At 43.7% G+C, this 13,378-nt stretch carries 11 protein-coding genes; 4 read left to right on the forward strand and 7 right to left on the reverse strand.

Going from position 1 to position 13,378, the window contains the following annotated elements; all coding sequences use genetic code 11:
• Window positions 1-387: 387 nt before the first annotated feature.
• The gene (fmt, locus tag AAFP14_RS13755) at window positions 388-1,401 is read left to right on the forward strand and encodes a methionyl-tRNA formyltransferase (protein ID WP_341732812.1); all 1,014 of its coding nucleotides are present in this window, start codon (window positions 388-390) and stop codon (window positions 1,399-1,401) included.
• Here fmt and AAFP14_RS13760 read toward each other — a convergent pair.
• The 5 genes from AAFP14_RS13760 to AAFP14_RS13780 all read right to left on the reverse strand — a co-directional run bounded on the left by AAFP14_RS13760 (window position 1,391) and on the right by AAFP14_RS13780 (window position 7,424).
• Entirely contained in the window at window positions 1,391-2,251 is an 861-nt protein-coding gene (locus AAFP14_RS13760) for a DUF4435 domain-containing protein (RefSeq protein ID WP_341732813.1), read from the reverse strand. The two genes, fmt and AAFP14_RS13760, sit on opposite strands and share 11 nt — an antisense overlap.
• Entirely contained in the window at window positions 2,248-3,573 is a 1,326-nt protein-coding gene (locus tag AAFP14_RS13765) for an AAA family ATPase (protein WP_341732814.1), read from the reverse strand. Before AAFP14_RS13765 ends, AAFP14_RS13760 begins: the two co-directional genes overlap by 4 nt.
• Window positions 3,574-3,677: 104 nt before the next feature.
• Window positions 3,678-4,919: an exonuclease SbcCD subunit D gene (locus AAFP14_RS13770; protein ID WP_341732815.1), complete on the reverse strand. Its 1,242-nt coding sequence runs from the start codon at window positions 4,917-4,919 to the stop codon at window positions 3,678-3,680.
• Between the two features lie 68 nt (window positions 4,920-4,987).
• The gene (locus AAFP14_RS13775; RefSeq protein ID WP_341732816.1) at window positions 4,988-5,632 is read right to left on the reverse strand and encodes an SMI1/KNR4 family protein; all 645 of its coding nucleotides are present in this window, start codon (window positions 5,630-5,632) and stop codon (window positions 4,988-4,990) included.
• A 97-nt stretch (window positions 5,633-5,729) separates the two neighbouring features.
• On the reverse strand, window positions 5,730-7,424 hold the full coding sequence (locus AAFP14_RS13780) for a helix-turn-helix domain-containing protein (protein ID WP_341732817.1): 1,695 nt from the start codon (window positions 7,422-7,424) through the stop codon (window positions 5,730-5,732).
• Window positions 7,425-7,579: 155 nt separating this feature from the next.
• Here AAFP14_RS13780 and AAFP14_RS13785 point away from each other — a divergent pair, with 155 nt between their 5' ends.
• Window positions 7,580-8,092, forward strand: coding sequence for a hypothetical protein (locus AAFP14_RS13785; RefSeq protein ID WP_341732818.1), 513 nt, complete (start codon window positions 7,580-7,582; stop codon window positions 8,090-8,092).
• A 3-nt stretch (window positions 8,093-8,095) separates the two neighbouring features.
• Window positions 8,096-8,875 (forward strand): Tat pathway signal protein, encoded by a 780-nt coding sequence (locus tag AAFP14_RS13790; protein ID WP_341732819.1) that lies wholly within the window; start codon window positions 8,096-8,098, stop codon window positions 8,873-8,875.
• 108 nt (window positions 8,876-8,983) lie between these two features.
• Here AAFP14_RS13790 and AAFP14_RS13795 read toward each other — a convergent pair whose 3' ends face one another.
• Complete coding sequence (locus tag AAFP14_RS13795; RefSeq protein WP_341732820.1) at window positions 8,984-12,091, reverse strand: glycerol-3-phosphate acyltransferase; 3,108 nt, start codon at window positions 12,089-12,091, stop codon at window positions 8,984-8,986.
• Between the two features lie 165 nt (window positions 12,092-12,256).
• Between AAFP14_RS13795 and psb35 the strand changes: the two genes are divergently transcribed.
• Complete coding sequence (psb35, locus tag AAFP14_RS13800) at window positions 12,257-12,451, forward strand: photosystem II assembly protein Psb35 (protein WP_341732821.1); 195 nt, start codon at window positions 12,257-12,259, stop codon at window positions 12,449-12,451.
• 207 nt (window positions 12,452-12,658) lie between these two features.
• Here the strand turns inward: psb35 and AAFP14_RS13805 are convergent, their stop codons facing one another.
• A complete protein-coding gene (locus AAFP14_RS13805; protein WP_341732822.1) occupies window positions 12,659-13,231 on the reverse strand; it encodes a DUF6658 family protein in 573 nt (190 codons plus the stop codon).
• Between the last annotated feature and the right edge of the window lie 147 nt (window positions 13,232-13,378).

Genomic DNA, 13,378 nt, shown 5'->3' on the forward strand with positions numbered 1-13,378 from the left:
AGTCATTAGTCAGTAGTCAGTAGTCATTCGTCAGTAGTCATTCGTCATTAGTCAGTAGTCATTAGTCAGTAGTCAGTAGTCAGTAGTCATTCGTCATTAGTCAGTAGTCATTCGTCATTAGTCAGTAGTCATTCGTCATTAGTCATTAGTCATTAGTCAGTAGTCAGTAGTCATTCGTCATTAGTCAGTAGTCATTCGTCATTAGTCAGTAGTCATTAGTCATTAGTCAGTAGTCATTAGTCATTAGTCAGTAGTCATTAGTCATTAGTCATTAGTCATTAGTCAGTAGTCATTTGTTGGTTATTTTTTGTTAATTGTTCGTTGTTAGTTTTTGGTTCTAATAACAATTACCAATTACAAATTACCAATTACCAATTACAAATTTATATGAAAATTATCTTTTTTGGCACTCCAGAATTTGCGGTTCCCACTTTATCCAGCCTGCTAACTCATCCCGAATTCGAGGTGGTAGCTGTTGTCACTCAGCCGGATAAACGCCGGGGAAGAGGCAATCAATTGATGCCTTCACCAGTCAAAATGGCGGCTTTAAATCACAGCCTCCCGGTTTTGCAGCCCTCGCGAATCAAGAAAGATGCCGAAACAATTGCCAAACTGCGGGCTGCGGAAGCTGATGTGTTTGTAGTGGTAGCTTACGGTCAGATTCTGTCTCAAGAAATACTGGATATTCCTAATATAGCTTGCATCAACGTTCATGGTTCAATTTTACCCAAGTATCGCGGGGCGGCACCGATTCAGCGCTGTCTTTATGACGGAGAAAAGGAAACTGGAATTACTACGATGTTGATGGATGCGGGGATGGATACTGGGGCGATGTTGTTGAAGGATTTTGCGGGAATTACGCTTTTGGATAATGCTGATTCTTTAGGAGATAGGCTGTCAGAAATTGGGGCGGATTTGTTGGTGGAAACTTTGGTTAAATTCAGGGATGGGAAAATAGAAGCTATTCCTCAAAATGAGGCAGAAGCGACTTATGCGCCGATGATTAAGGGTGTTGATTTTGTGTTGGATTGGTCGAAAAGTGCGATCGCGCTGCACAATCAAGTTAGGGGTTTTCACCCCGATTGTACGACGACTTTTCGCGGCAATTCTCTGAAGGTGATGGCTACAGCGCCAGTCGGGCCAGAATATTGGCTGCAATTACCGCCAGAGTTGAGGGTTTTGGAACGGGAATGGCCTGTTTTGTCCCAGTTGTCAGGGGAGAATGGGGAAGTTGTTAAGGTTGTGAAGGGCTTAGGGGCGATCGTCCAAACTGGCAATGGTTTATTATTATTACGGGAGGTGCAGTTGGCGGGGAAAAAGGTGCAGTCTGGGGTGGATTTTGCGAATGGAACTCGGTTGGTTGCGGGTGAGATTTTTGGGAAAGTTGAAGCTACGGGTTAGAGAGAACCTGAAATGGTTGATTAGTTTGTTCCCATCTCTGAATAGATACATAAAGTTTTGTCAGCCGGAAATGACCAGACTCATAGGCTAGTCTTAAATCTTTTTCCAGTACATTGGATTCAACCTGCTTGGAGTTACAGGAACCTAATGCTTTACAAAGTGCGATCGACAAAATAGCAATCATATCGTGACCACAACAAATATACCACATATCGTGAGCATTTGTTTTTAAGCTATCCATCTTTGTTTTAACTTCTGTCTCATTAAGTCCCGGTTGTTGAGAGTTATTTTTCACGGCTTTCATCAAGTCGGATTCATTTAATGCCAATGTTTCCTTATTTATAAACTTATTAAAAGCTAAATCTTCAAATCTTAAACAATAATCAAACTTCAGCGAAGCCCATCGCAAATAACCGATAATCCTGGCACTTTCCAATAAAGTCTGGCGAACATCTTTACCAAAACCCTTGATTTTGTCTTCCGAACCGTGTTCCAAAAGCACCTTTTCAAGTGCTGGCGACTTCAGCAGCATAGTTTCCAAATCGTGAGTATCTGTAAACAGCAAGTTCGGACTGAGTGGAACAGTTCCTTCTAATATATCAAAATCAGCATCAACCACACCCAAGACACCAGCAAAGTTATCTCTTTCAAGGATATTGAGCACTTTCACAGCATTATTTTTGTTATGGGCAATTTCCACACGACACTTTGTTGAGTCTACCAAGTTTTTCCATACCCGCGCATCTGTATCCCCCTCAGCAATTAGAAAAGAATGTTCAGTGAATTTAGGTTGATTTCTCAGCAGGCGAATTTGGTTGGCAATGTAGCTAGGGTTAATATGTTCTTTCATTCAACTGGCCTTGCTAATTCCACTGTCAAATCCCAGCGATCGTCTATAATGCTTGGAGAATGAGTTGCTAATAAAACATCAAAGTTTGCCAGCTTAATAATTGCTTGCAAATCTTTGAGAAACTCGATTTCCCATGCTATATGCAGCGAAATTTCTGGTTCGTCAATCAGAACCAGCGAGTTAGGTTTAACTTTGAATAATAACTCGTAAACCATTACCAGTTCATGCTGTTCTCCGAAAGATAAGTCTGTCGGCGACAAAGGCTTACCACCCGCCGTTGTAAAGGTAAAACCTTTCTCTTTACTGATGCTCATATTTTTATAGAGAAATCGCTGTTTAATAATTCTTGTAAAAAGTTCTATTTTAGTAGCGAGTTCCTTAAAAACCATGAGTTTTTGTTCTACATCTTCAACATACACCGACAAAATGTTTTTGGTGGTATTATCAATATGTTGTTCGATTTGAAAATCAGGATTTTCGTCTTTATCCAAAAGACCAATTTCTATGAGACGATAACGCTTTTCCTCAATTTTATTTAATTTGTCGCGAAGTGTTTCTTCTGTTAGGTTAGAGGGTGCTTTTTTGTTGAAAATTCTTGCGGGAAAGGTTCTTTCAAGGGATTGAGACAATGCACCATATTCAGCCAGTTTTGCTTGGATCTCTTCTGCTAGTTCCTGGGAATATATATTAACTGAGGGAATCATTGAGGGGTGTTTCGTGTCTACCGCCGCTTCAGGAACATTTGAGGGAGTTAACAAGCGCTGAGTTTCGATAAAATGAATGTCTATCGAGCTTTTTAATTCTGACAGCCACTTTGGTTCTTGCTTAAGCCTCCTTGCTAAATTTGTAAAATCTTCAATAAAGGACATGGCAATATTTTGTCTTGGGAATAATTGCGTAATTGTATTTTGATCCCCTAATTGAATTACTGAATTTACTTCGTCCTCTGTAGCACTTAAATGGAAATCCAGTTTTACTCCTGGATGTGTTAACAAATCTGGTGAGAATATCTCTACTTCTGCACCAGGGCGATTAAAATGAAACGTTAATTCTTCGTCTTTTTTATTTTCATTGGTTTGATCGATAGATTTAGTTACTTGCACTTGACTGCCATCATCAAAGTCTATTCTAAATTCTGCAAATGGAATAGTCCGAAGTTCTGAGTAACGTGAATTAAAAAATCCATTAATGAGCCTGAGTAATGCTGTTTTGCCAAATCCATTCGGACTGTGAATAATCGTGATTCTATCTTCCCTGTTCAAGGAAACCGGATGGTTGAAAACTCCAAAAAGTTTGGTGACTGAAATCTTATTGATTCTCATTTTTACCTCTAGTTATATCAAATCCGTTAGTATTGAAATTATTCCTATCTCTCCTATCTTCCTCTGTGTTCTCTGTGCTCTCTGCGGTTAAATAATTCCCATACCTAAAATTCTGCCACAACTTCCTCTTTCCCTCCCAACAAACCCTGCGCCGCCTCCAACATACTCTCCGCCACATCTTTCAAATCTTCACGACTTGCCAAATAAGTTTTCAAAGCATCCAATGGGTCTATACTATTATTAGCATTCAATTCTGGCAACCGCGGCCTTGCTAACTGACTGACTAATTCCGGTTGAATTGTGTAGCTGTGCGCTGCACCCAAAAGTGCGTGCAATTCTGCATTATCTATTAAATCCAATTGTTCCGATCGCAATTGGTAGATCAATCTCACCACCGCGTCAGTTATCTCTTTCTTCCCAATCGCTTTCACCAACTCAGTTTGCGGGTTTTCCGCTTCAGCCACATTCACCTTAATAGTCTGAAATTTCCGCACAGGTAAAGCGCAAAATTCCCACTCAGCTTGGCCCCGTTGCAAATTAACTAGCACAAACCCCTTATCTTCTTTCTCTTCGCTAAAATCAACCCGTTCAATGCTTCCGGGATAAATCACCGGCGGATTGTTAGAAGCATTCAGATTTTGGTGTTTGTGAACGTGGCCGAGAGCAACGTAATCGAAACACGAACGAGTTAACATGGAGACGGGAATATTAAAGCCTTTTCCCACTGCTAAAAAACGCTCTGCACCCAAACTGGCTTTATCTGCCATTAAGTGTGCTAAAAGTACAGTGGGAATGTTTGGATCGAGACGGCGAATTTCTCCTTCTAGGGCGATCGTCAGTTTTTCGGTTAATAATTGGTTAACATCTCCCACGGAAAGGTTTTCGGTTTCTGATTTTGTCATTAAAGTCGATCGCGTCAACCAAGGTAATGTTACCACCTGTACCGGGCCGTTGCGGGTTTCGATGCGGTGAGTATCCAGGCGATCGCCTACAATAAACTTAGGTATACCCAAAGTCCGATAAATCCCCAAACTCGCCCCACCTTGTCCCTGGGAATGTTGATCGTGATTTCCCACTAGCAAAACCGTCGGAATTTGCGCATCCACCAAGCGGCTAAATTGACGCGCAAAAGCCTCTTTTACAAACGGTGGTGGCGTGGAATCAGGGAAAGCATCCCCGCCGAATATGACTAAATCTACGGGTTCAGAAATCGCTCTATCCATACATTTACTCAGGCTATTTCCGAAGTCTTCCAACCGTGTATTTAAACCTGTTTCGGGATTGACGCGCCCGTGAGAAAAGCCGCTTCCCATGTGGATATCGGAAAGGTGTAAAATTTTAATCATTTTGTTATTGGTGATTGGTTGTTAGCTTAGTCGTGATTGAAAGTGCAACTATCAACTCCATCTTAATTTTACACTTTGTTGGGTTCTAATTCAATACTGCGGCGCTGGGGATTGATCCGTTTTTCCATCGCAAATATTGCCTTACTCTCATCAAACCCGATTTCATGAAACTCTTTAAACAAAAACCCAGACTCAATTTTCGCGATCGCAGTTTCCAGCCACTTGTCAAAGGAATCATATTCAATACTTCTAAACGGATAACTCTTGTAGTCAAAACTGATGATTTGTCCGGGAATACCGCCGAAACAGCCTTCAGTATCCACAACCCGCAGCCACCAACTATCTACTTTCATAAACGGAATCCATGCTTCATTCCAATATTCCCCTGGTTTCCATTCGGAGAAATTAACTTTACTCTCCCCATCCCAAAAATCTTTCTCCTTCGCAATACATTGCAAAGGTAAAAGACTCCTACCATGCTCGAAAGGAAACAGCCAATTATCCTCTAAACTTTCATAGGCTGAACCATTACAGCAGCGGTAAAAATCGTAGAATGTTTGAGGAAGTTCCCGTTGGTAACGATTTTTGAATAATTCGATTTCTGTTTCTGCTACACCGGGATTGAGTAAAGTTAGCGCATCGGGATAGCAATTTTCTAAGGTTTGTGCAAAGGTGCTGACGAGAGGAGTTTGGGGCCGCAAGTGGTTGTCCATATAAGCTCATCGGCATTTAAGTTACATGATACAAATTATAGCAAAATCTCCAAAACCAGGTTGCTGTGAAAACTCCAAAATTCTCAACTAAGGGCGGTTATTTGATGCGCTCTTTTATGTATTCTGCGATGGCTGGTTGCAGTTGGAAGAGGGTGCGATCGCCCTTTTGGACTTTTTCGATTAACAACCTCCGCCTCAAGGATTCCACGGCTTTGAGGAATTCTGACGGCGATAATTCGAGCAGGGCTGACTTTTTGGAGATTTCGACTGGTTTGTTTTGATTGGCCAACCAGGACATTACTTGTTTTTCCGTCTCTGACAATCGCTGAAAATGTTGATGCAATAAATATTCTAAATCTCCTAAAACTAAGCTATCATAGGATAAGAAATCAGAAATTTTGCCGCTAAATAAGTCTTGAATTCCAGCAGCTACTATATTTAACCACAAGGGATTGCCTTGGTAAAGCTCAATCAATTCTAACCAGTTTTCTGATTCGGCTAAGCCTTTTTCTGTGAAGATTTCTCGCGCTGCTTCGCCTAAGCCATTGAGTTGCAATGTTTGACAATTTTTCGGGTGGCTTTCTAAGGCTGCAATTTCTCTGGGCTTTTCCCAACTGAGCAAGATTATGCAACTGTTGTGGGATGATTCTGCTATTTGTTTGAAGAATGCGCCGTAGTTTTCATAGCCCGGTTGGTAGTTTCCTGCGAGTTGTTGGCTGCTGAAGATTGTTTGGACGTCATCGAGGATGATGAGACAGCGGTGCGATCGCAAATGGTGGATTACCCCCCCCAGCCCCCCCTTGCTAAGGGGGGGAGAAAGAGGTTGAGTCTCTTCGCCCCTGTAGTCTATTACCCCCCCCAGCCCCCCCTTGCTAAGGGGGGGAGACGGAGACGGAGGCTTAATCTCTTCGCCCCTGTAGTCTATTACCCCCCCCAGCCCCCCCTTGCTAAGGGGGGGAGAAGGAGACGGAGGCTTAATCTCTTCGCCCCTGTAGTCTATTACCCCCCCCAGCCCCCCCTTGCTAAGGGGGGGAGAAGGAGACAGAGGTTGAATCTCTTCGCCACCCCTGGGAGAAGCAGGCTGAATCTCTTCGCCCCCCCTTGATAAGGGGGGGTTGGGGGGGTTAGTTTCTTGCTGCTGTGATAGGAATTGAATTATGTAGGTTTGGAGTGTTTGAAGAGGTGGCGCGTCGCGGAGACTTCGCCAGATGATGCAGTCGAATTCCTGTTGAATTTGTGGGATTAGTTGGAGTGTCAGGGCGGTTTTGCCAATACCGGATAAGCCGAGGATGGTGATGAGGCGGGTGCGGCTTGAAATCCAGTTTTCGAGGGTGGTGAGTTCGGATGTGCGATCGCAAAATGTGGAGATTTCTGGTGCGTCGCCTAAGTCGATGCGGGGCTGTTTTGCTGTTGGTTCGGGGTTTTTTGGTGTTTTGGGCGATGATCGCACTTTTTCAGGACAAATATTAAGCTTATTATTAACTGTTATACTCTCGCCTGTTATATTTTCAACAATTGCTGATTGATAATTATAAACTATACCCTTTTCTAATACAGCCCTAAAATTGTTTTTAGTAATATCTTTTTTCAATGCCTTAGAAAGTGTTTTCCAAAGGTCCGATCCGACATTTCTGACATGACTTGGACTTGAGTAAAGTTCTTGAGCAATTTGCGTGTAAGTTGCGTCTTCTAATGTCCCCCGCAGAATAGCATCTTGCACGTAATCTAAATGCTTTCCCGTCTTAGCAAAAATTAGCTGATCTGCCAGTGTCAAGACTTCTGCAATATCCATACATTAGGGAAAAGCTGGAGTTTACGCCATTCATTATACCTAACATTTCGTACAATTGTGACATTTTTGATTTTGTCATCTGTTCAAAGTCAGGACTTTTCCTACACAGCTCATCCTTTATATTAATTCATTAAGGTGTTGAGAGGATATTTTATATGAAACGAGTGCGGTGGCTCAGCGGTTTGTTCCTCGCTGGGATGTTATGTGTGATGTTGGGGACGGTTGGCGCACAAGTGGCTCAGGCCCAGCGCCCGATCCATATACTAGACCTGCAATGTGTTGTTACAAGTGGCAATACCAATTTTTTGTACAGGGAACCTACAGACATTTCCATAGGCAGACAACTACACACCAGTATTATGAGGGTACAGCAGTTAGGTTTGACCTGTAGACTTCCAGGTGGTCGCGCTTCTCTGCGATTGGAGTATGGAGTTAGCGATCAGAGTGGGATTTCACCGCCCAAAATAGAGGTTTATGTAGATGGAAATCAAGTAGCTTCTCAGGTGGGTAAGCCTGGGAGAATCAATACAATGTTTGCAGATATTAGTAATGGTAAAAGTTTAGCTCTTGATATCTCTTGTTCCACAGCAAAAAATTGCAACCAAGGTTATTATCACTTTTTCAAATTTAATCTTGAGCCGGGGGCAAGCTCTCCAGGGGGTCGATAAATTATGAGTATTAGCCGCCGTCAATTTAATCGGATCGTCATCTGGGGTGGCGCTTCTTTTGCCGCTTCCGCCACATCCGGCATCTTTTTCCCCAAACCTGCTGAGGCTTATTCCCTAGAATTTCCGATTAGTGCCTTATCAGCCGATCGCGTTTTTAACGGTATTCAAAAATATTGTGCAGCCGAACCCATCCCCGGCGTTCTCTCACCAATTTTACAAGGTAATAGTAATGTTAGCAGTAAAATAGAGGTAGCCGCAGCCAACCGGATTCGCACCGCAGACAAAGAATTTGTCAGCCGCAATTTTACTAGCAAAAGAACCGAATTAGCCATGACTGGCAGTGGTGTTGAGGGGAATAGCACTATCAGTAGTTTGTGGGGCAGACAAAGACAGGAGAACGTCGGTCCGAATGTTGGCTTTGGCTTCGTACAAAAGTGGCAAGATCAATATAGCGATGCCAAAATTTCTGGGCCGACAATGTGCGCTATTCATAACGCTCAAAAAGTCTTAGCCGATCAAAGATTAACACCTCCAGAAATCGCAGCTTCGGTATTGCCAACTAGAGCGAGAATAGATGATACAACAGCTTGGGGAGGGGATGCGGATGCGTCTGCTGGGAGGAATCCGGGTGCTGTTTTTGCTCAATACGATACAGCCGCGGGGACGGTGACATCTCGCTACGATTTAGTTGAACCGGGGCCGAGAGGTTTTGGGCGGGTTCAGTATACTATTGAAGCGGAAAATCAGCCTCGGCGGGTGATTTTGGTGACGGTGAGATTTTAGGGGAAATCAGCATCAAGACGATCGATATTACGACGTTCTGTAGATACTGTATTGACAGGTAAAGACAGTATCTACAGAATGTATGAATTTTTACATTTTTCTTTCAGTTTATTCCAGCAATTCTACAGTGCCAAGATATCCATCTACTCGCACTTTTTGACCGTCTCGGAAGCGAGTTGTAGCTTCTGGAATATTCATAACTGCGGGAATTTTATACTCGCGAGCGATAATTGCTCCGTGAGATAGTTGGCCGCCTACTTCGGCGATAATTGCTGTTGCTCCTAATAGTAGGGGTGCCCAACCTGCATCGGTGTAGGGGACTACTACGATCGCATTTTCTCCTAAATCTGTAGTCACAGTGCGACAAATCTTGACGAAGCCTTCGACACGGCCGATACTTGCGGGAATTCCCTGGATGATTTTAGTTGTGGAGGTGGCTGGTGTTCTTGTCTTTTCCTGAGAATTAGGCAGTAGATTACCGTATACTACAGGAGGAATCGGGCGGAGGCGATCGACTTTTAACTGTGCGCGCCTTTGGCTAATCGTATCCTGAAACGAAACACCATCGCCACTGCGTATCCACTGCTGAATCTCCCCAAATTCCAAATAAAAGATATCCCCAGCTTCCTGAAATACACCCATGGCTAAGCCCCCAGCTTCTATCGCCAAAAAAGTCCAGCGCAAATGAGCCAACAACCGGGCGTAGACTTGGCTAATTTCATTTTTGACTGTAGCTCTTTCCTGACATTTATCTAATCGCCATTTCTGCCAAAAAGTCAACCCTAATTTTTGTTTGGCATCTAAATTAGTTACCACCGATTTTTGTGCCATAGTTAGGAGCAACTTCTGGTAAGCTTCCGGTTGTTCGGACCAAGTAGCAACAGCAATATCCGTACCCACTTCGCTCAAATATCCGTAAGTATCAAGCCAGTGGGCAAATTCCGCTTGTAAAGCAGAACTTGCAGCAAATATCTCGGCTAATTTTGCGGTTGAAATCGTTTCATCCGATTGCGAAATCGCAGCTTGTCGCAACTTTTGGGCTAACTGCTGCAAAGCTCTTACCGATGCAATTTCCGGTGCATTATCATTGTCTAACCATTCATCGGGAACCCGAAAAATTGCTTTACGAATTGCCAGCCCGATCGGACCTAATATATTGTAGTAAGTAATCGGTTTTAGCCATTCCTGAATTTGCTCGGTTCTCTCCAACAATCCCATTAAATCTTCGGCATTGTACCCTCTTCTTTCCCCCGTTGGGGGGGGTACGGGCAGGGCTGTTTCATTCTCTTGTAGGGGCGGTGCCCCCGTGCCCGCCCCCATCTCACCAGTGGACGAAGAGGGTAGGCACGCACCATCCCCTACCCCTACAAAACGATGATTTATCTGAGAATGAAACAGCCCTGGGTTGACTTGGGGTAGCGGGGGGTTGACTTCTGACTTCTGTAATTTTTGAATTGCAGGTAGGAAAATAGTAGTACGATCGCCCTTAAATTTTCCATTGAGCGCCCTCTCTCGCTGCACCAAACGCCACAAACCGGGCAAAGATGGCAAAATCTTCCCCAAAGGTGGCTTACCCATTTTTTGCCCTCTCAGCAAAAATTCCAAACCCTGCTCCGGTAATCCCATCATCCGAAAAATTTCGCCCAACAAAGTAGCATTAAAATAAGCATGAGAACCCAGCAAAGTGGCAGTTTCATTAAAGTTTAAATTAGCAGCGCGATCGCCTAAAACCACCTGAAAAATTTCTCCCCAAACTCCACAAGTCAGCGGGCGATTAATCGACCAAGTTAGCGGACGAATTGCACCGGGAATCACTTCGGCGGCAATAGTTCGCGTCCAGAATGGCTGCAAATTAGTAATCGGGCGGCTTTGTAAAATCCAAATTTGCTCACCATCCCAACTCCACTCAATATCCTGCGGTATGCCGTGAAAAAATGCTTCGATTGCTTGCGCTTGTTTTACCAATTCTGCTACCATTGACTTAGCAATAACAGAATTATGTTCAACTTTAATTAAACTTGCTTCTAGTGACTCAGATGTACTAAAATCAATTTCTAAATGAACCGGAGTAATTTGTCCGCCAACAACAGATTCTGCTCCTCCTGGTAAAGCTTCAATAATTACCTGAGAACCACCATCTAAAGGATTGCGACTGAACATTACTCCCGCAACTTGACCGTCAATATAAGGCTGAATTAAAACAGCCATTTGGGTATCAGGCAATTGTCGCTGGCGGCGGTAAGCCACTGCTTCGGAAGTCCAATAAGACTGGCGACAACGATTAATGGCATCGATTAATTCTGTTTCAGTTGAAACAGGCCCAATCGTTTCATATTGTCCCGCCGCGGAACTAATATCGCCGTCTTCTCCTACAGCAGAAGAGCGCACAATGATTCGATTTTGGATTTGGGATTTTAGATTTTCGATTAAAGTATTAGGGATTGACAAATTTTCACTGTTTTCTAAATTCCCGATTCCCGATGAATGTAATAATATCCAACCGGGAGGTACATTAAATTTGGCTCGTTTCAGTAGAGACAATTTGGCGGCTTTATCGCCACAGACTTTCGCATCTAATGAGTTATCCAGAGAAAGCAATTTTTCCGATTTAGATAAGGCCATATCATCACCCTGACGCAGACTAATTGTGAACAGTAAACAGGCTAATCCTGCCGCTGCTAAAAATTCTGTGGTATTTTGTCGCCATAGCCAAAGCCAGATTGGGGTGCACAGACATCCGCAACGGGAAGCAAACAGCCGCGCTCGATCGCCCTTACCCCACACAACCTCAGCCAAACGCCACACCAGCAACCCAAAAATGCCCGCTGTGATAGCCACCGCTGGGGAAAATGCGAAAATACCCCAAACAGCGTTGGTGACTCCTCCTCCACGGGCGATCGCATATCTGCCCACCACTAGAGGAATTAACAGGGTAAGGCCGAGTCCAGGTGCATGGGGGAACCAAAATTTAGCAGCCAAAACTGGTATCACACCTCTGGCAATTTCCGCCAACACCGCAGCAATTCCCGCTGCTTTCCCCCCGTGAATGAACGCCGCTGACACGCCCATATTGCCGGTACCCAATACCCTCAAATCTTTGCCCGCAAAGACTCTCACCGCCCAACCCGTTAGTGGTAAAGCACCGATCGCGAAACTGGCGACTAATAAAAATGCGATCGACAACAGCATAATCAAATTAGCTCCAATTTCCAACATTTCAACATTATCACCGAAACCAAAGCAGTCCGGCGTCCCGGATTCAGCCGTGGGAATAATTCTCCCATCTCAACTTCAACACTTTTTCTGTCTTGAGATACATTGATTTAGGGCGCTTAGCAGATAAGATACTAGATAAGTAGAGTAAATAAGGATTTGCACAAAATGGTAGATAGCAACCTAATGATTCCCCTCGCAGTTCTTGGTGTTGGATTTGTGGCTGCGGTTAGTATTGGCTCCATTGCTTGGTACAACTCCAAGCGCCCCCCCGGTTGGGAATCCAAAGAACGACCTGATTTTGTGCCCAAAGTTGATAAAGATGATTTGATAGCAGATGTTTCTGACTCACAAGGTCGATAACACAAACTTGTTTTAGCTCTGAAAAAGCTTTGAGAAAAAATAGGAATTGCTCCTGGCATATCTATATCACTTTAAAGCCCCGACTTCTTGAAGAAATCGGGGCTCTGGCTATGCTATTTTTAAGAGGGCTTAATAAATATCAATAAAGGGAGCGATCGCCACGCGAACCCTTGCTCCCCTTGATTGATATTAATTTGTCTCCGTACCTTATTTTTGCAGAGGATTGAGTTTGGTAACGGAACTTTCCTTCGCATCTTCAGTGCTATCTTTCAGGAAACTCGAAGCATCCTTAAAAGCCGCACCTACTCTCTCCAAAATCTTGGCATCTGGATCGCTGCGATCGAAGACAGGTTGGCGCTGAGCAGGCTGTCCATCCGGTGCGTTTAAGAGATCTTTATCTCCGGCGAGTTCCCGGTCAAACTTATCAGTTTCTAGGGGTTCAGAACCAGGATAAAGCAGTTTGGAAGAATTAGATTCAGTGGTAGTCGTGGCCAAAAGGCGAGCATCCTTTATTGACAAATCAGCCCGATTTTTTTCTGATGTAGCAGGCTGCTGATTTACCTTGGGATCGGTGGAGGTTTTATAATTAGTGTATCCATCACCGCCAGCCTTCTGAGGATTATTCATTCCTCCAGCTTGAACGGGAGGATTGTCGGGCCGAGCACCACGAACATCACCAGGGTTGCAAGCAGTGCTAGTGAATACTAACAAACCTGCTAGAAAAACAGTCAAGATTTGACCGATGCGTAGTTTTTTTACGAAAGTAGTTAGAGCGTTCACAAAATCTTCCCAAACTTTCAAGCAATACCTGTAAACTATACAAATAAAAATCTGTCTTCCACCTCTAGCGCCAGTGATAGTTGCGTGCTGCTCCTCGTGGCTTTATTTCTAACTTTAGATGGATTTATTAAAAATTTTTAAGGGATG

It is taken from the genome of Microcoleus sp. EPA2, assembly GCA_020882975.1.
Lineage (GTDB): Bacteria > Cyanobacteriota > Cyanobacteriia > Cyanobacteriales > Microcoleaceae > Microcoleus.